The organism is Kribbella sp. NBC_00889 (assembly GCF_045207705.1).
In the GTDB taxonomy this organism is placed as follows: domain Bacteria; phylum Actinomycetota; class Actinomycetes; order Propionibacteriales; family Kribbellaceae; genus Kribbella.
Map to the genome: position 1 here is coordinate 7,731,336 of NZ_CP108783.1, position 17,526 is coordinate 7,748,861.

Here is a 17,526-nt window from a genome sequence, read left to right on the forward strand (position 1 = left end):
ACCCTCGCGCTGTGGACGTCTTGAGCATCATCGGGTGGGGCGGATCCGCGCTGGTCGTCGCGTCCCTGCTGCAGGCGCGGATCCTGCGACTGCGGGTGCTGAACCTGATCGGCTGCGTGATCCTGGTCGTGTTCAACCTGGCGATCGGGGTGTGGCCGATGGTCGGCATGAACGCCGTCCTGGCGGTGATCAACGTGGTGCACCTGTGGCGCCTGCTCCGGCACCGGCACGACGAGGCCGAGTACCAGGTGCTGCAGGTCAACGACACCGACGCGTACCTGGGCCACGTGCTGGCGCAGCACGAGAAGGACATCAGCCGGTTCAACCCCGGCTTCACGCCGAGCGCCAGCCCGTACGCGTTCCTGGTCCAGCATGGCGACCGCACCGTCGGCGTGGTTCTGGCCCACGACGCCGGCGACGGCCGTGCGCAGATCGACCTCGACTACGTGCTCCCGAAGTACCGCGACTTCACCCCCGGCGAGTTCGTCTACCGCCGCAGCGACGTCTTCACCGACCACGGCTTCCGCCAGGTCCTCGCCCCGCCCCGCATGCGCGAGTCCACGCCGTACCTCAACAAACTCGGCTTCCACCCCGAAGGCGACGACCTCGTCCTGAACCTCTAGAGATCCTGCTCAAAGTTGCAGAGCTGTATTTATTATAAGTATAGTTCTAAAACATGAGGAAGCCTGAGCGCATCTTCGCGCGAGACGCCGAGTGGGATCACCTGGTCCGGTTCGCGAGCCGGACCAAGGACCGTCCACAGTTGGCTGTCATCAGCGGCCGGCGGCGGCAGGGCAAGACGTTCCTGGTGCAGGGGCTGGCCGAGGAAGCGGCCGGGCTGTACTTCGGGGCGACCGAAGCGACGGAGGCCGAGTCCCTTGCTCTGTTCGCGACGGCGGTCGGCACGCATCTGGACCTGTCCTCCCCGCCACGGTTCGACGGCTGGGACGACGCCGTCCGGTTCCTGTTCTCGATCGATCCAGCCCGTGGGCCCTTCGTGATCGACGAGTTCCCGTACCTGAGCAAGGTCTCGCCGGCTCTACCGTCGATCCTGCAGCGCGAGCTGGATCAGGCCGCGTCCGGTGGGCGCCCGACCTCCGTGCTGCTGTGCGGTTCGGCGATGTCGGTGATGGGTGGATTGTTGTCCGGCAACGCTCCGCTCCGCGGCCGGGCGAGCCTGGAGATGGTCGTCCGCCCGTTCGACTACCGGTTGGCGGCGGAGTTCTGGGACCTGGCCGATCCGAAGCTCGCGGTGCTCGTGCATGCGGTGGCCGGCGGCACCCCGGCGTACCGGCGCTTCGTGGACGACGACATTCCGGCGTCGGCGGGCGACTTCGACGACTGGATCCTGCGGACGGTCCTCAGCCCGGTGAACCCGCTGTTCCGCGAGGCGCGGTACCTGTTGGACGAGGAGATGGATGTCCGCGACAGTGCGCTTTACCACTCGGTGCTCGCAGCAGTTGCTGCAGGCAACAGTACGCGCGGTGGGATCGCGAACTACGTCGGCCGGAAGGCGACTGACATAGGACATCAGCTGACGGTCCTCGAAGACAGCGGACTGCTGCGACGCCGGGAGGACGTCTTCCGCGCCCGGCGATCCACCTATCAGGTGGCCGAGCCGCTCGTGGTCTTCTACCACGTGGTGATGCGGCCGCAGTGGGGACTGCTGGAGAGCGGCCGGGCCGAGAACGTCTGGGAGGCGGCCAGAGCACGGTTCTCCTCACAGGTCGTCGGCCCGCACTTCGAGCAGCTCTGCCGGGACTTCGCGCTGGCCGCACCGCCAGAGCTCTTCGGCGAACTGCCGGGACAGATCGGCGCGGGCGTCGTACCGGATCACAGTCGGCGCAGTCAGATCGAGGTGGACGTCGTGGTGCTGGCTCCGACTGTTCCCGGGCAGCGCCGCAAGCTGCTGTCCCTGGGTGAGGCGAAGTGGGGCGAGGTGATGGGGCGCCGGCACGTCGAGCGATTGGAGCGGGCCCGGCAGTTGCTGTCGCGGAACTACGACACCTCGGAGACGAAGCTCGTGTGCTACAGCGGCGCCGGCTTCGAGCCGGGTCTCGATCCGGAGGTGCTCACGATCGGACTCGACCGTCTCTACAAATCCTTCGCGTAGCAGAGGGAGGCTGGTTCGGTTTCGAACGGTGGGTACGGCGGGGTGGGGGTGTAGCCGTGGTTCGTGTAGAGGGCGATGGCCTGAGTTTGGTGGGTGCCGGTCTCGAGGCGGAGGCGGGTGAGACCGGTGGCGCGGGCCTGGGACTCGACCGCTTCGAGGAGGATCCGGGACAGACCCCAGCCGCGTGAGGACGGTTCGACGTACATGCGCTTGATCTCGCCGACGCCGGGGGAAACGGGTTGCAGGCCGACGCAGCCGACCGGAGTGCCGTCGAGGACGAGCAGGGTGAAGGAGATGTCGGCGTGGACAGCGACGAGCGGCTGGTCCTCGCCGTACATCGCGGCGAGCTCGGCCTGCTGAGCGGTGATCAGCGCGACCAGTGCGGGGTCGGTGCCGGAGACCGCCCGGACCTCCAGTCCCTCGATCTGCTCCGTCGTCATGCGTCCGGACGGTAGCAACCTGGCATGACGCTGCTGTTTCCGTTTCCTCTCCGGCCCGACGGACAGGCGTGAGGACTGCCAGGGGCAGCTCCACGCTCGACGTGCTCTGATGAGCGGGAGCTGCCGCGAGGCCGGCTAGGCGTCTCGGACGGGTTGGTAGGTGAGGAGGGCGATGCCGCTTCCGATCGTGCGGGTCTCGATGAGGCGCAGGGGCTTCACGAGACTGGTCTCCCCGAAGAGCCGTCCGCCGGCCCCGACCACGATCGGGTAGGTCATCAACCGCAGTTCGTCGACCAGGTCGTGCTCGATCAGCGTGGGCACGAGGCTGCCGCTGCCGTAGACCACGATCTCTCCGTCCACCTGTTTCTTCAGCGCCGCGACCTGCTCCACCACGTCACCCTTCAGGACTGTCGAGTTGCTCCAGTCGGGACCCTCGAGAGGTGAGGACGAGACGACGTACTTCGGCACGTCGGCCAGCCGGTTCGCCCAGACGTCGGTGCGGGTTGTCCAGCCGCGTGCGATGAACCAGTGGTACGTACGTCGCCCCATCAGCAGCGCGTCGGCTCCCATCGCCTCCGCGATTTCGGCCTTGGCCCACTCCTCGCGATCGCGGTCGGTGATCCAGGTGAACCATGTGCCGCGCCCGAGGCCCTCGTCACCGGTCGCGTCCTCGATGACTCCGTCGACCGAGATGTTCTCGCTGACGACGATCTTTCCCATGTCATGCTCCTTCGTCGATTTGTCGCTACGACTGGTGCAGACGCGGTGCCGGCGAAGAAGGGGGCGCCCCTCTCGGGCCTCCGCCGGCGTCGGTACAGAGTGGAAGGACCAGCGAGGGCGAGAGTGGAGTCGATGAGAGCAGACCTGATCAGCAGGGCGCGGGACGGGGACGGCGACGCGTTCCGGGCGTTGACCGAACCGCACCGCCGCGAGTTGCACGTGCACTGCTACCGGATGCTCGGTTCGTTCCAGGATGCCGAGGACGCCCTCCAGGACACCCTGTTGTCGGCCTGGCGGGGTCTCGGCACGTTCGAGGGCCGCGCCTCGATCCGCACCTGGCTCTACCGGATCGCCACCAACAGATGCCTCAGTGCGCTGCGCTCGGCCAGCCGCCGTCCGGCCAAGGAGTGGGACATCCCCGGTATCGAACCGCCCGAGCCGACCCGGCTCGGCGAAGTCGCCTGGCTCGAGCCGTACCCGGACGAGCTTCTCGAGGATGCGATCAATCTGCCGCTCGGCCCGGAGGCCCGCTACGAGCAGACCGAGTCCATCTCGCTGGCTTTCGTGACTGCGCTGCAACTGCTGCCACCGCGTCAGCTCGCCGTACTCGTCCTGCGCGACGTCCTCGGATTCCACGCGCGCGAGACGGCCGACATGCTGGACACGACCGTCGACTCGGTCAAGAGCGCCCTCAAGCGGGCCCGCGCCGGCCTGCAGCAACGGCGGCCGGACTCTGCCGTCGCAGGGTCGCCTGCCGAGGATGCGCTCGTGGCGAAGTTCGTCAGCGCGTACGAAGCGGCCGACATCGCCGCGCTGGTGGACCTGCTGACCGACGACGTGTTCATGTCGATGCCACCGCTGCCGCTCGAGTACCAGGGCCGGGACGTCGTGGGCCGCTTCTGTTCCGACTTGTTCGGAACGGGACGCAGGTTCGATCTCGTACCGACCCGAGCCAACAGGCAGCCGGCGTTCGGGATCTATCTGCACGCTCCGACCGGCGTCCGCCACGGCACCGGCCTGCTCGTCCTCACTGTTGCCGGCGACCGGATCTGCGCCATGACCCGGTTCGAGAACAGTGTGTTCCCGTCGTTCGGACTGCCCCGATCACTACCCGGACCGCGGGACTTGGGATAGGGCCGACGTGGTGTGATGAGAGCGTGCAATCGCTGGAGGAGATCGCGGCCGATGTCAGGGTCGGCACGTTGGATCCTGTCGAGCTGATCCGGACTGCGCTCATCCGGGCCGAGGAGACGGCCGGGACGAACGCTGTCGTCCACCTCGACGCAGACGGAGCCTTGCAGCGCGCGGCACGTCACGACCGGAGTGGCGCCCTCGCGGGTGTGCCGGTTCTGATGAAGGAGATCGTCGAAGTCGAGGGATGGCCGTACCGTTGCGGGTCGACGTCGATGGACGAAGTCGGGCAGCAGGACGCTGACGTCGTACGCCGGTTGCGGGCGGCCGGTGCGATCATCATCGGGCTGAGTCACACGCACGAGTTCGCGTACGGCTGCACGGGTACGTCGAATCGGCTCGGGCCTTGCCGCAACCCGCATGACCCGTCGCGGATGACGGGTGGGTCCAGCGCGGGCGCTGGTGCTGCGGTTGCGGCCGGGGTGGTTCCGCTGGCGATCGGGACGGATACGGCTGGGTCGGTGCGGATCCCGGCGGCGTTGTGCGGAGTGGTCGGCTTCAAACCGGCGTACGGGACGCTGCCGGCCGACCGGGTGTTCCCGTTGTCGCAGAGCCTTGACCACGTCGGCGTACTGACCGCGACTGTTGCCGATGCGGTCTATGCACTGTCTGTACTTTCTGACACCGCGTTTGCCGCGGCTCGGCCGACGCGGCTTGGTGTGGTGACCAATCCGGAGTACCTCGGGTTCACTGACGAGGTTGGTGCGGCGTGGGCCGCCGCGGTGGATCGTCTCTCGGCGGCGGGCGTGGAGTTGGTCGACGTCGAGCTGCCCGATTGGGGAGACAGTTTTACTACTGCCGCTCAGATCCAGGGCCCCGAGGCGGTGGCGAATCACGCTGGACGGTCGATGGCGCAGTACCAAACCGACGTGCAGGAGCGGCTCCGCGAGGCGGCGGAGGTCACGCCCGCGGAGTACGACGCTGCCCGGTCCAGGGCGATCGAGATCACGGCTGAGATGGAGCGCGTCCTCGCACGGGTAGACGCCGTACTCACTCCGACTGTTCTCTGCACGGCGCCCCTGATCGCCGACGCCGCCACACCCGAAGGCAGCAAGGCGATCCGGTCCCAGCTACTCAAGAACACCCGCCTGGCCAACCTCACCAAACACCCAGCCATCAGCCTCCCCCTCCCGACCAACGGCCTCCCGGTCGGCCTCCAGTTGATCGCCACCACCAACAACCAAGCCGCCGCCACGGCCCGTTGGATCGAATCCCAACTGTCGTAGCAGGGTCAGCGGTAGAGGCGGAGGTCGGCGAGGGTCCACCAGTGGTCGCTGGTGGAGGTTGAGGTCACGCGGATGTACCTGGCGAGGGTCGGGTGCAGGGTGACGGTGGTCAGTTGGCCGGTTGAGTTGCCGGTGATCGGCTTGGACCAGTGGGTGCCGTCGTTGCTTACGGCAACGTTCCAGGTGGCGGCGAAGTCGCCGAGTTGGCCGCCGCTGTCGAGGGCGAGCTGGCGGAAGGAGCGAGGCGAGCCCAGGTCCACCTGCACGGATTGACCCGGCGCCTGTGCCTCCTTGCTCGTCCACACCGTCGAGCCGTCGGCGTCGATCGCCATACCGGCCTCGGCGCCGTTCACCGATGCGGTCGCCGTCGCGCCGTCGAGTGAGACCGGCTGCGGGACGTCCGCCGACACGCGTCCCCAGGCGAACGTCGCGATCGTGCCACCCGGCAGCTCGTACTCGAAGGACTTGTCACCGACCGCCACCGCGAAGCTCCGGGGGTCGTCGTTCTCGTTGTGTACGACGAGCGCCGTCGTACCGTCCGGGTTGCGGAAGGCCGCGGACATCAGCTGCCCGTTCCATCCAGTCGTCCCGTACGACGTACTGCCGATCCGGACCGCACCCGTCTCCACGAACTTCGACAGGTGGCCGATCGTGTAGTACTCGGCATCGGTCGTGACCGTGCCGTCCGGCTGCAGCGTGACCAGGCCGGTGCAGGTGTCGCAGCCGCCGAGGTGCGGGCCGCCGGTCGAGTCGAGCGCGATGTTCCAGTTGACCACCGACTTCGCCCAGTTGCGGGTGGTGCCGAGCATCAGGTTGCGCGCGTGCCAGGTGAGCGTGCCGCGGAAGATCTGCGGCGAGGTGTCGTCCGGCCCGTGCGATCCGGAGCACTCGCTGAACCAGATCCCCTTCGACGGGAACGCGTTGTGCAGTGCGGTCTGGGCTGACGCGTCACCGGAGTAGCAGTGGTACGCCGTACCCGCGATCCACTTCGCCGCTGGTGTCTGCAGGAGCTTGTACGGGTAGTCGGTCTCCGGGTCCTCGCCGGGCGGAGTGGACTCGATGTCACCGGGGTGCGTGGTCCAGTTGTGGTCGTAGCCGAGGATCTTCGTCCGCGGACTCGCCTTGTGGAGCAGCGGTCCGAGCGCCGAGATCACCGCGGCCTCCTGCCGGACGGGCATGTCCGTGCCTGGGTACGCGCTGGGCTTGCGGTTCTGTGGCTCGTTCTGCACGGAGATGAAGTCGACCGGTACGCCGGCCTTGGCGTACGCCTGGACGAACTTCACCAGGTACCGCGCATAGGCGTCGTACACCGCGGGGTCGTCCTTCAACCGGCCGCCGACGAGCGAGTCGCCGGTCTTCATCCACGCCGGCGGGCTCCACGGGGTCGCCATCACCTTCAGCGTGGGGTTGAGCTGCTTGGCGCGGCGCAGCAGCGGGAGTACCTGCTGCTGGTCGTGCGCGATGCTGAACTGCTCCAGCGCGAAGTCGGTCTGGCCCGCCGGTACGTCGTCGTACGTGTAGTGCTCGGCCTCGGCGGTGAAGTCGGACGACCCGACCGGCTGGCGCAGGAAGCTGACGCCGATGCCCTGCTGCGGGTCGAACAGCTTGCGCATCGTCTGCTCGCGGTCCTGCGGGCTGAGCCGGTACAGCACGTTCGCGGACGAATCAGTGATCGAGGCGCCGAAGCCATCCATGGTCTGGTACGACGTACGTGGGTCGACCGTGATCGTGGTCAGGTCGCTGGCCCCGCGCTGGAACGCATCCGGGGCCCGCTCATGAAGCAGCTCCGCCCGATCCGGCGTCGTCACCCAAACCCGCGCCTGACTGGTCGAGGGCTGGGCCTCGGCGGCGGGAACGGTCACCGAACTCACGGCCAGTGCCAGAGCAACCCCGAATGCTTGTCTTCTCATCGCACTCCTTACGTCGACCCTGACTCCCATGAGCGGCCTCAGACAACGCTCGGGTGTGGGGTCTGTCAAGAGTGCGGCGGTCCGGCTTACAGCTTCCGCAGCAGGTGGAGGGCTTCGATGGCGTGGGTGACCAGTTCTTTGTCGGTTGACTGGCGGTCCTTCTCCGGGAGGCCGGACCATTCGATGGCGAGGTCTTCGGTGTACGCGAGCCAGGCGTGAACTCGCGTGTACTCGCTCGAGGCCGGTGACTCGGCGACCTCGGGGAGGCCCAGGTATGTCAGGACACGCTTGGTCAGGCCGGCGCGGGTCTCGTCGTACACCTTGACGGCGTAGTCGTCACCGCCGGCGGCGCCCCGGACGAAGGAGATGTACGCCGTGCGCCGGCGGGTGATGAACGCGACGAACTGGATCAGCATCTCGTGCAGTTGCTCGTCGTGCGGGAGGGAGTCGTCCGGCTTGGTGACGCGCAGGAGGCGGCGGCCGGCGGCTGAGATCACGGCGACGTAGTAGTCGCGCTTACTCGGGAAGTAGTGGAACAGCAGGCTGCGGGAGATGCCGGCCTGCCCGGCGATCGCGTCGATCGACAGCTCGTGGATCGGCTGGGTGCGCAGCATCATCAGCCCGATCCGGACCAGTTGCTTCTTGCGGTCCTCCGCTGTCAGTCGGTGATCCATGCTATTGAGCATTGCTTAGGGGCTGAGCTACGGTCAAGGCGACCTGAAGGAGTCTTGATGGGATTCGAACCTTCCGCCCGGGCGAGTGAGCTGATCGGCCGGGTAGCGGAGTTCATCCGGACTGAGATCGAGCCGGTCGAGGCGGAGTTGCAGGCCGCCACCCGGGCGGCCGCCGATCCGTGGCAGCCGCAGCCTGCGTTCGCGGAGCTGCAGGCGAAGGCCCGCAAGCAGGGACTCTGGAACCTCTTCCTCCCGCCGGCCGAGCCCGGCAACGAGCAGTACGGCGAGGGCCTGCCGAACCTGGACTACGCCCCGATCGCCGAGCTCACCGGCCGGTCGTTCCTGGCGCCGTACGTCTTCAACTGCAACGCGCCCGACACCGGCAACATGGAAGTGCTGCTTCGGTACGGCGACGCCGCACAGAAGAAGCAGTGGTTGGAGCCACTGCTCGACGGCGCGATCCGGTCGGCGTTCTGTATGACCGAGCCGGGCGTCGCGTCGGCGGACGCCACCAACATGGCGGCGACCGCGGTTATCGAGGGCGACGAGGTTGTCATCAACGGCCGTAAATGGTGGAGCACCGGCGTCGGTCACCCGGACTGCCAGCTCCTGATCTTCATGGGCCTCACTGACCCGGACGCCGCTCGGTACGCGCGGCACACGATGGTGCTCGTCCCGCGGGACACCCCTGGTGTGAAGGTCGAGCGTCTGCTCCCGACGATGCACCGGTACGACGAGCCGCACGGCCACGGCGAAGTGTCGTTCACCGATGTCCGCGTGCCGGCGTCGAACATCCTGGTCGGGCCCGGACGGGCGTTCGAGATCGCGCAGGGACGGCTGGGTCCGGGCCGGGTTCACCACTGCATGCGGTTGATCGGCCTGGCGGAGATGGCGCTCGAGCTCGCGCTGGAGCGTGGCACCACCCGGACCGCGTTCGGCAAGCCGATCGTCAACCTGGGCGGCAACCGCGAGCGGATCGCCGACGCCCGGATCGCCATCAACCAGGCCCGGTTGCTCGTGCTGCAGACGGCGTACCTGCTGGACACCGAAGGGCTGGCGGGTGCGCTGAGCGAGGTGAGCCAGATCAAAGTCGCGGTGCCGCGGATGGCGCAGGACGTGATCGACATGGCGATCCAGTTGCACGGTGGCGGCGGGCTGTCGGACGACTTCCCGCTCGCGGCCGCGTGGACGAGTGCGCGGGCGTTGCGGCTGGCGGACGGCCCCGACGAGGTGCACCGTGGAGTCATCGCCAGGCTCGAACTGGCGTCGTACCTGCCCCGGGAGGTCAAGTGAGCCGCGTCCTCGTCACCGGCGGCGCCAGCGGGCTCGGCGCCGCGCTGGTCGCCCGGTTCGTTGCCGACGGCCACCAGGTGCTGTGTACGGACGTCGCCGACGACGGGCCCAAGGACTATCTGCGGCTGAACGTCCGCAGCTCCGAGGACTGGGCCGCGGCGGTCGAATGGTGCGAGCAGAACTGGGGCGGCCTGGACATCCTGGTGAACAACGCCGGGATCGCCACCGGCGGCCGGATCGACGTCGAGACGCTGGACGAGTGGGACCGGGTCGTCGACATCAACCTGATGGGTGTCGTCCGCGGCTGTCGTGCGTTCACGCCGGTCTTCAAGCGGCAGCGCTCGGGTCACATCGTCAACACCGCGTCCGCGGCCGGTCTGGTTCACCCGCCGATGATGAGCTCGTACAACACGGTCAAGGCCGGTGTCGTCGCGCTCTCGGAGACGCTGTCGCACGAGCTGCATCCGTACGGCGTGACCGTCTCCGTCGTCTGCCCGTCGTTCTTCCGGACGAATCTCGGTGACTCGATCCAGGGCGAGGACACCGCCATGGGCGCGACGGCGCGGCAGCTGATCGAGAAGTCGCCGCGTACGGCGGACGACATCGCGGCCGGGGTGATCACGGGGATCAAGAAGAAGCAGTTCCTGATCATCCCGGACCGGCCGGCGCTGATGGCGTGGCGGACCAAGCGGTTCGCCCGGCCGCTGTACGACCGGCAGATGCGCAAGATCGCCGCCCGGGCCCGCGAGCGCGCCGAGGCCGCCGCCCGTGGGTGATGGCGCGCGGGCGGTCCGCGAGGAGGACGCCTTCGACGTACCGGCGGTGGACCGCTGGCTCCGGCAGCAGACCGAGTTGCCGGCCGGACTGCCGGAGGTCAAGCAGTTCTCCGGCGGTGCGTCCAACCTGACCTATCTGTTGCGGTACGACGGCCACGACCTGATCCTGCGCCGCCCGCCGGCCGGGACCAAGGCGAAGGGCGCGCACGACATGGGCCGCGAGTACCGGATCCAGTCCGGTCTCAAACCGGTCTTTCCGTACGTCCCGACCATGGTTGCCCACTGCAAAGACGACGCGGTGATCGGTTCCGAGTTCTACGTGATGGAGCGGATCGCGGGCACGATCCCGCGGACGTCCGCGCTCGGCGTCGACCTGACCGCCGACCAGACCCGGCAGCTCGGCTACACGCTGATCGACACCCTGGTGGAGTTGCACGCCGTCGATGCCGAGGCCGCCGGGCTGGCCGACCTCGGCCGAGGCGAGGGGTACGTCGAACGCCAGGTCAAGGGCTGGTCGGATCGGTACCGCAAGGCCAAGACCTGGAACGTGCCGAGCTACGAGCGCGTGATGGCCTGGCTGGCCGAGCACCAACCGGCCGACGTGCGCACCTGCGTCATCCACAACGACTTCCGCCTCGACAACCTGGTGCTGGCGCCGGATGACCCGCTCCGGGTGGTCGGCGTTCTCGACTGGGAGCTCGCGACCCTCGGCGACCCGTTGATGGATCTCGGCAGCGCGATGGCGTACTGGGTCCAGGCGGACGACGACTGGGCGTTCCGCCGGTTCCGCCTGCAGCCGTCCGACGTACCCGGCATGCTGACGCGGGACGAGATCGTCGCGTACTACGCCGAGCGGTCCGGACTGAAACCGGAGAACTGGGCCTTCTACGAGGTGTTCGGGTTGTTCCGGCTGGCCGTGATCGCGCAGCAGATCTACTACCGCTACCACCACAAGCAGACCCACAACCCGCGGTTCAAGACCATGTGGCGGCCGGTCAACCTGCTCGAGTGGCGCTGCCGCCGGATCATGCGGCGAGCCTGATGGCCGTCATCTACCTCGTCCGGCACGCCCAGGCGTCCTTCCGCCGGACCGACTACGACGAGCTCTCGCCCCAGGGCGAGCAACAGGCGACCGTGCTCGGCAAGGCGCTGCTCGCCCGCGGGGTGACCGCGGATCTCGTGCTGCGTGGTTCGATGCGGCGGCACGCCCAGACCGCGGCGCTCGCGCTCGCCGAAGCGACCGCGGAAGAGGACAAGGGCTTCGACGAGTTCGATCACACCGAGCTGATCGTGGCGCACAAGCCCGCCTACAAGCGACGTGCGGTGATGCTGGCCGACGTCACCCGGACCGGCCACCCCGAGCGCGCCTTCCAGCAGATGTTCACCGCCGCCACCCAGCGCTGGGTCGAGGGCGGTGACGGCTACACCGAGACGTTCCGCGCCTTCTGTGACCGGTCCGAAGCCGCAGTACGACGTACCGCCGAGCGACTGGGCAAGGGCGAGACTGCTGTGGTCTTCACGTCGGGCGGTCCGATCGCGGCCGTGGTGAGCCGGCTGCTGTCCGGTAGCGATGAGCTGTGGTCGCGGCTCAACCCGATCACGATCAACACCGCGATCACCAAGGTCGTGTCCGGTCGGAGCGGACTGACTGTGGTGAGCTACAACGAGCACGGGCATCTCGACGGCAGCGAGTTGCTCTCCTACAGATAAGGCTCCCCATGAGACGCAATATCTTGATCACCGGCGCCAGTGCCGGGCTGGGGGACGAGATGGCCCGGCAGTTCGCCGCCAAGGGCCACAACCTCGCGCTCACCGCGCGCCGCGAGGACCGGCTGGAGGCGCTCCGGGCCGAGCTGACCGAGCGGCATCCCGGGCTGACCGTGGTGATCCACAAGCTCGATGTCACCGATCACGAGCAGGTCTTCGAGGTGTTCCGGAAAGCAGACGCCGAGCTCGGCGGACTCGACCGGGTCATCGTGAACGCCGGCCTCGGGAAGGGCGCACCGCTGGGCACCGGGCGGTTCGACGCGAACCTGCAGACCGCGGAGACCAACTTCGTCGGCGCACTCGCCCAGGCCGAGGCGGCGATGGAGCTGTTCCGGGCGCGGAATGCGGGGCACCTCGTGTTCATCTCGTCCGTCTCGGCGGTGCGCGGGCTGCCGAAGACGGTCACGACGTACGCCGCGACGAAGGCCGGTGTCGCCGCGCTGGCCGAAGGGCTCCGGCTGGAGCTGCTCCGCAAGCCGATCAAGGTCAGCACGATCTTCCCCGGGTACATCCGCTCCGAGATGAACGAGCATGTCGCGAACACCCCGCTGATCGTCGACACTGTTCCCGGTGTCCGTGCGATCGTCGCGGCGATCGAGGCCGAGAAGGCGACGGCGTACGTGCCGCCGTGGCCGTGGAGCCCGCTCGCCCGGGTGATGCGGTACGCACCACTGCCGTTGCTGAAGAGGATGATCTGACTGATGCGTTGGGGTCTGACCGTTCCGTTGACCGGGGTGCCGCTGCGCGACCATCGGCCGCTGGTCGCCGAGTTGGCGTCGCTGGGCTACACGGATCTGTGGTCGGCCGAGGTGGCCGGCGCGGACGCGTTCACGCCGCTGGTGCTGGCGTCCGAGTGGGACGACCGGTTGCGGCTGGGGACTGCCGTCGTACCTGTGCACACGCGGGGGCCCGCTGCGTTGGCGATGAGCGCGGCCGCGCTCGCGGAGCTGGCGCCGGGGCGGTTCGTGCTCGGGATCGGGGCGTCGTCGGAGACCATCGTGACCGGGTGGAACGGGATCGCGTACGACCCGCCGCTGGCCCGGACCCGCGACGTACTGCGGTTCCTGCGGCAGGCGTTCGCGGGGGAGCGGGTGGACGGGGAGTTCGACAGCTTCACCATTCAGCGGTTCCGGCTGGAGAAGGCGCCGGACGTGCCGCCGGCGATCATGCTCGCGGCGCTGCGTCCGCAGATGCTGAAGCTGGCCGCGCGGGAGGCGGACGGCGCGATCACCAACTGGTTGTCGGCCGACGACGTACGCCAGGTGCGGGCCGAGCTCGGGCCGGACAAGGAACTGGCCGCGCGGATCTTCGTCTGCGTCACCGAGGACGCGGAGATGGCGCGCAACATCGGCCGCTTCCTGATCGCGACCTACCTGACCGTGCCCGGGTACGCCGCCTTCCACGACTGGCTCGGCCGGGGCGCCGCGATGAAGGAGATGCGCGAGGCCTGGGCCACGGGCGACCGGAACGCAGCGATGGCCGCCGTACCGGTCGAGGTCCTGGACGACCTGATCGTCCACGGCACCCCGGACGAGTGCCGCGAGCACATCGCCCGGTACGTCGCCAACGGCCTGGACACCCCGATCATCGCGACCTTGCCGACCGGCACCGACCTCCTCGACACCGCCCGCGCGCTCGCGCCGCTCAGCCCGGGGTGACCGAGAAGGCGCGGACGCAGGTCGGCTCCGGCGCAAGCTGCTGGATCACGACGATGCCCGACACCGTCGCGCCTTTGGTGTGCCCGACAGTTGGACGACGAAGGTGATCTGCTGACCGATCGGGGTCATCGCCGTGGTGAGCCTGGTCGGCGGCTTCAGGTACTGGTGCATCAGGAAGGGGATCACCTGCTTCGCGCTCCGACAGGCCAACGCGGTCGCGGTGGTGGGGTTGTTGGCGTTGAGCTGAGCAACGAACCGCCGGGCGACGTTGGCCACGACGGCTCCAGGCGGCTCCGGTGATCTGGCGGGTTGCTGGGTGGCGGACGGCCTGGTCGTCGGCTTGCCCGTGGGCAGCTGGATCGTTCTGGTCGGGAGCTTCAGTGACGGGTTCGGCGTCTTGACTGCCACCGAGACGATCTTGGTGGGCGCCGCGGTTGGCGTCTGCCGGCCGGAGACCAGCCTGACGACGAGGACGCCGCCCGTGATCAGGACCCCGATCAGGAGTGCCACGAGCAGGGTGATGATCAGACCGGCTCGGTTCTTGCGCGGTGGTTGTCCGTAGTTGGGCGCGGCCGGTCCGCCCGGTGGGTAGCTCACCTGCTCAGTTTGGCAGTCGGAAGGTCAGCTCAGCCGATGGTCGGCGAGCCAGGTGGTGGCGCGGCGGTTGGAGGCCTGGGCGAGCCAGGCGTCTTGGACGATCTCGGTCAGTTCCTGCTTGGTCAGCTCGCCGATCCGGCTCGCCCGGACGAGGACCGAGGGGTGGCCGTCGAAGTGCGGGGTGGTGAAGAACGGGTTCGACTCGTCCGACACCAGCGCGAGCTTGTCGTCCTGGGACTCCACCCAGAACACGATCACGTCGTCGTACCGCTCGCCGGTGTCCGGGTCGAACGCGTCCGGTCGCGCCGTCCGGAAGAACACGAACGACTTCCCGCCGACCTGGTACACCGGGCGTTCGCTGTCGGTGTCCTTCTTCCAGACGGTGACGTGCGGCATCCCCAAGGCAACCTCATGGACATCCGCCACTCGCGCTTTCCGGCCCGCCACACGCCGAGTCAACCAGCCGGGACCCAGATCGTGAAGACCGATCCGTCGCCGGGGCGGCTGGTGACGGTGATGCGGCCGCCGTGTGCTTCGGCGAGGTGTTTGGTGATCGCGAGGCCCAGGCCGCTGCCGCCGGTCGTCCGGTTGCGGGACTGCTCAGCGCGGTAGAACCGGTCGAACAGGTGCGGCAGGTGCTCGTCTGCGATCCCGCTGCCGTTGTCGGTGACGGTCAGGTCGTAGCCGTCGGCAACACGTCGTACGCCGAGCACGACCTGGCCGCCGGACGGCGTGAAGCGGATCGCGTTCGAGACCAGGTTGCCGAGTGCCTGGCGGATCCGGGCGCTGTCGATCGAGGCCGGAGCTGACTCGGGTACGTCGGCCGTCAGCGATACGCCGGCGGTCTCCGCGGCTGGTCGATGTGCCGACACCACCTGCTGCGCCAGCTCGGACAGGTCCCGCGGCGCGCGGTGCAGCCGGAGCATGCCGGCGTCCGCGAGCGCCAGATCCTGCAGGTCGGCGACCAGATGCTCGAGCAGTCCGGTCTCCTCCAGCAACGACGTCACCAGCTCACGATCCAGCGGTACGACGCCGTCCTCGGACGCAACCAGGTAGCCCTTGATATTGGCCAGTGGGGTCCGCAGTTCATGGGCGACATCGCTGACCATGGCCTTGCGCTGGTGGTCGTGCTGCTGGATCGACTCGGCCATCGCGTTGAACGCGTGCCCGAGCCGGGACACCTCGTCCTTCCCGGTCACCGGGACCCGAGCCGCATGGTCGCCGTTCCGCATCCGCTGGGCCGCTCCGGTCAGCGCCACGATCGGACGGACCAGCCGGCGCCCGGCGAAGATCATCACCAGCGCCGCGATCAGCAGTACGCCGAGCGCGGTCGCCGCGGTCCGCAGCATGCCCTCACCGGAGAACACGTTGAACGTGCTCTTCGCACCCAGGTAGAGCTTTGCCTCCGGAGCGACGTACGGCGTCAGGGCCTGTGTGCGGGCCTGCGTCGTACAGTCGGCGAAGGTCGGTGTGACGTCGGTCTTGTTGTCCGGCAGCACCATCCGAAGGCCGTTCTCGGCGGCGATCGTGTACGTCTCGCCGGCCTTGTCCAGGCACTCGGTCGCCCGGCGGACCTCGTCGTCGTTGACCACCTTGGCCTTCGCGCTCGGCGCATTCAGCCCGGCCGGCACGCACTTGTCCTTGGCCCCCTGGCCGGGCTTGGCGAACTGCATCATGCTGACGCCGTCGACCGACCGGTCCGACTCGACCATCACCTGGGGTGTGCCCTGCACTTTCGACACCACGGTGCTCTTGCCTTCGGCCTCATAGCAAGCAGCGGCCTTGTCCGCGAGCCGATCGCGTGCGCGCGCCTCCTCGTCGGTCATTCCCCAGCCGAAGTGCATCGGTGGGAGCGGCGCGGACGGCTTACTGGTGATCGCCTGGCCCGCCATCACCACCGCTGCCTTGCGGAACGCGACAGCGCTCACCGCTCCGGTGTACGCGAAGCCGCCGCCTTGGCTCCGTGCGTCGATGGTTGCCGCCGGCACTGACGGGAGCGCCGGCCCGGCACCGAGCATGCGGGCCGAGTCGGCGATGACGGTGCCGTCCGGCTCGGTCAGCGCGACCCGTCGCCCGAGCTGGTCCGCGAGCCGGTGGACCTCTCTGTCGACACCGGCCCAGGTCGGGTGGTTGGCCGCGTAGTCGGACAGGGTGCCGAAGATCTCGCCGTCGACCTGCAACTGGCCGGTGTTCGCGTCGATCTCACCCTGGAGCTTCTCCGAGGTGCTGTACGTCGCGATCACCGCGGTCGCGATCACCGCGCCGAGCGCGACCGCGAGCGACAGGCCGAGGAAGCGGACCAGCACACTACGACGCATCCGACGTCACCACCTTGTCCGCCAGCTTGTAGCCCACGCCGTACACGGTCTTCAGGTACGCCGGCGTGCCGGGCGACGGCTCGACCTTCTTGCGCAGGTTCATCACGTGAACGTCGATGGTCCGGTCGAAGACGTAGTGGTCGAACCCGAACGCGTGCTCCAGCAACTGCTGCCGGGAGAAGGCCCGCCCGGGTGAGGCGGCCAGGCAGGCCAGGATCTTGAACTCGGCCGGTGTCACCTCGAGCAGGCGGCCGGCCAGCCGGACCTCGTGCCGGCTCGGGTCGATCTCCAGTTCGCCGACGCGGTACACCTCACCCTCGGCCTTGCTCCGCGTGCGCCGCAGTACGGTCCGTACCCGGGCCACCAGTTCGCGCGGGTTGTACGGCTTGGTCAGGTAGTCGTCGGCGCCGAGGTCCAGGCCGAGCAGCAGGTCGTCCTCGGTGGAGCGCGCGGTCAGCATGATGATCGGCACGTCTGCGCCAGTGTCACGGTCGGCCCGTAGTACCCGGCAGACGTCCAGGCCGTCGACCTTCGGCATCATCACGTCGAGCACCAGCAGGTCAGGGCTGCGCCGGCGGGCCTCGTCGATCGCGGCCCGCCCGTCGTGCACGACGACGGTCAGGTGCCCCTCCCGCTCGAGGTACCGCCGGATCAGCTCCGCCTGCTTCAGGTCGTCTTCGGCGACGAGAATCCGCGCTGGCATCTAGTACCCCGAGCCGGGTGACGGTCGGCACTGGAGGCGCCCAGGCAAGCACCTCGCTGCGTTGGAAGAGCAGACACGATAAACCAACATCGAGTCGGCTCTTCCGCCTTGCGATGCACTCACCTGGACACCTCCAGCAC

Annotated in this window: 18 protein-coding genes; 10 read left to right on the forward strand and 8 right to left on the reverse strand. The window is 68.4% G+C overall.

Annotation, left to right across the window (positions count from 1 at the left end; translation table 11 throughout):
* Positions 1–11: 11 nt before the first annotated feature.
* Positions 12–623 carry a hypothetical protein gene (locus OG817_RS37925; RefSeq protein WP_406049761.1) on the forward strand — a complete coding sequence of 204 codons (612 nt, stop codon included), beginning with the start codon at positions 12–14 and terminating at the stop codon, positions 621–623.
* Positions 624–676: 53 nt separating this feature from the next.
* Positions 677–2,113 carry an ATP-binding protein gene (locus OG817_RS37930; RefSeq protein WP_406049763.1) on the forward strand — a complete coding sequence of 479 codons (1,437 nt, stop codon included), beginning with the start codon at positions 677–679 and terminating at the stop codon, positions 2,111–2,113.
* Here the strand turns inward: OG817_RS37930 and OG817_RS37935 are convergent.
* On the reverse strand, positions 2,095–2,553 hold the full coding sequence (locus OG817_RS37935) for a GNAT family N-acetyltransferase (protein WP_406049764.1): 459 nt from the start codon (positions 2,551–2,553) through the stop codon (positions 2,095–2,097). The genes OG817_RS37930 and OG817_RS37935 overlap by 19 nt on opposite strands.
* A 135-nt stretch (positions 2,554–2,688) precedes the next feature.
* On the reverse strand, positions 2,689–3,273 hold the full coding sequence (locus OG817_RS37940) for a dihydrofolate reductase family protein (RefSeq protein WP_406049765.1): 585 nt from the start codon (positions 3,271–3,273) through the stop codon (positions 2,689–2,691).
* A 132-nt stretch (positions 3,274–3,405) separates the two neighbouring features.
* Here OG817_RS37940 and OG817_RS37945 point away from each other — a divergent pair, with 132 nt between their 5' ends.
* Both OG817_RS37945 and OG817_RS37950 read left to right on the forward strand, forming a co-directional pair.
* Positions 3,406–4,407 carry a sigma-70 family RNA polymerase sigma factor gene (locus OG817_RS37945; RefSeq protein ID WP_406049766.1) on the forward strand — a complete coding sequence of 334 codons (1,002 nt, stop codon included), beginning with the start codon at positions 3,406–3,408 and terminating at the stop codon, positions 4,405–4,407.
* A gap of 23 nt (positions 4,408–4,430) precedes the next feature.
* Positions 4,431–5,690: an amidase gene (locus OG817_RS37950; protein WP_406049767.1), complete on the forward strand. Its 1,260-nt coding sequence runs from the start codon at positions 4,431–4,433 to the stop codon at positions 5,688–5,690.
* Positions 5,691–5,695: 5 nt separating this feature from the next.
* On the opposite strand, the gene OG817_RS37955 is transcribed toward OG817_RS37950, so the two are convergent.
* Positions 5,696–7,600: a discoidin domain-containing protein gene (locus tag OG817_RS37955; RefSeq protein ID WP_406049769.1), complete on the reverse strand. Its 1,905-nt coding sequence runs from the start codon at positions 7,598–7,600 to the stop codon at positions 5,696–5,698.
* Positions 7,601–7,686: 86 nt separating this feature from the next.
* Entirely contained in the window at positions 7,687–8,274 is a 588-nt protein-coding gene (locus tag OG817_RS37960; RefSeq protein WP_406049770.1) for a TetR/AcrR family transcriptional regulator, read from the reverse strand.
* Between the two features lie 57 nt (positions 8,275–8,331).
* Here OG817_RS37960 and OG817_RS37965 point away from each other — a divergent pair, with 57 nt between their 5' ends.
* From OG817_RS37965 to OG817_RS37990, 6 genes are read left to right on the forward strand one after another with little or no spacing between them, the layout of a single operon-like run.
* The gene (locus OG817_RS37965; protein WP_406049771.1) at positions 8,332–9,567 is read left to right on the forward strand and encodes an acyl-CoA dehydrogenase family protein; all 1,236 of its coding nucleotides are present in this window, start codon (positions 8,332–8,334) and stop codon (positions 9,565–9,567) included.
* Entirely contained in the window at positions 9,564–10,343 is a 780-nt protein-coding gene (locus tag OG817_RS37970; RefSeq protein WP_406049772.1) for an SDR family NAD(P)-dependent oxidoreductase, read from the forward strand. Before OG817_RS37965 ends, OG817_RS37970 begins: the two co-directional genes overlap by 4 nt.
* On the forward strand, positions 10,336–11,385 hold the full coding sequence (locus tag OG817_RS37975) for a phosphotransferase family protein (protein WP_406049773.1): 1,050 nt from the start codon (positions 10,336–10,338) through the stop codon (positions 11,383–11,385). Before OG817_RS37970 ends, OG817_RS37975 begins: the two co-directional genes overlap by 8 nt.
* Positions 11,352–12,053, forward strand: a complete 702-nt coding sequence (locus OG817_RS37980; RefSeq protein WP_406049775.1) for a histidine phosphatase family protein — start codon at positions 11,352–11,354, stop codon at positions 12,051–12,053. The genes OG817_RS37975 and OG817_RS37980 overlap by 34 nt, the downstream gene beginning before the upstream one ends.
* A gap of 8 nt (positions 12,054–12,061) precedes the next feature.
* Positions 12,062–12,808, forward strand: a complete 747-nt coding sequence (locus tag OG817_RS37985; protein ID WP_406049776.1) for an SDR family oxidoreductase — start codon at positions 12,062–12,064, stop codon at positions 12,806–12,808.
* Positions 12,809–12,811: 3 nt separating this feature from the next.
* On the forward strand, positions 12,812–13,768 hold the full coding sequence (locus OG817_RS37990) for an LLM class F420-dependent oxidoreductase (protein WP_406049777.1): 957 nt from the start codon (positions 12,812–12,814) through the stop codon (positions 13,766–13,768).
* A gap of 45 nt (positions 13,769–13,813) precedes the next feature.
* On the opposite strand, the gene OG817_RS37995 is transcribed toward OG817_RS37990, so the two are convergent.
* From OG817_RS37995 to OG817_RS38010, 4 genes are read right to left on the reverse strand one after another with little or no spacing between them, the layout of a single operon-like run.
* Positions 13,814–14,365, reverse strand: coding sequence for a hypothetical protein (locus OG817_RS37995; RefSeq protein WP_406049778.1), 552 nt, complete (start codon positions 14,363–14,365; stop codon positions 13,814–13,816).
* 24 nt (positions 14,366–14,389) lie between these two features.
* Positions 14,390–14,761, reverse strand: coding sequence for an MmcQ/YjbR family DNA-binding protein (locus OG817_RS38000; RefSeq protein WP_396394545.1), 372 nt, complete (start codon positions 14,759–14,761; stop codon positions 14,390–14,392).
* Positions 14,762–14,820: 59 nt separating this feature from the next.
* Positions 14,821–16,683 (reverse strand): sensor histidine kinase, encoded by a 1,863-nt coding sequence (locus tag OG817_RS38005; RefSeq protein WP_406049779.1) that lies wholly within the window; start codon positions 16,681–16,683, stop codon positions 14,821–14,823.
* Positions 16,673–17,386: a response regulator transcription factor gene (locus tag OG817_RS38010; RefSeq protein WP_396394547.1), complete on the reverse strand. Its 714-nt coding sequence runs from the start codon at positions 17,384–17,386 to the stop codon at positions 16,673–16,675. Before OG817_RS38010 ends, OG817_RS38005 begins: the two co-directional genes overlap by 11 nt.
* Positions 17,387–17,526 lie beyond the last annotated feature (140 nt).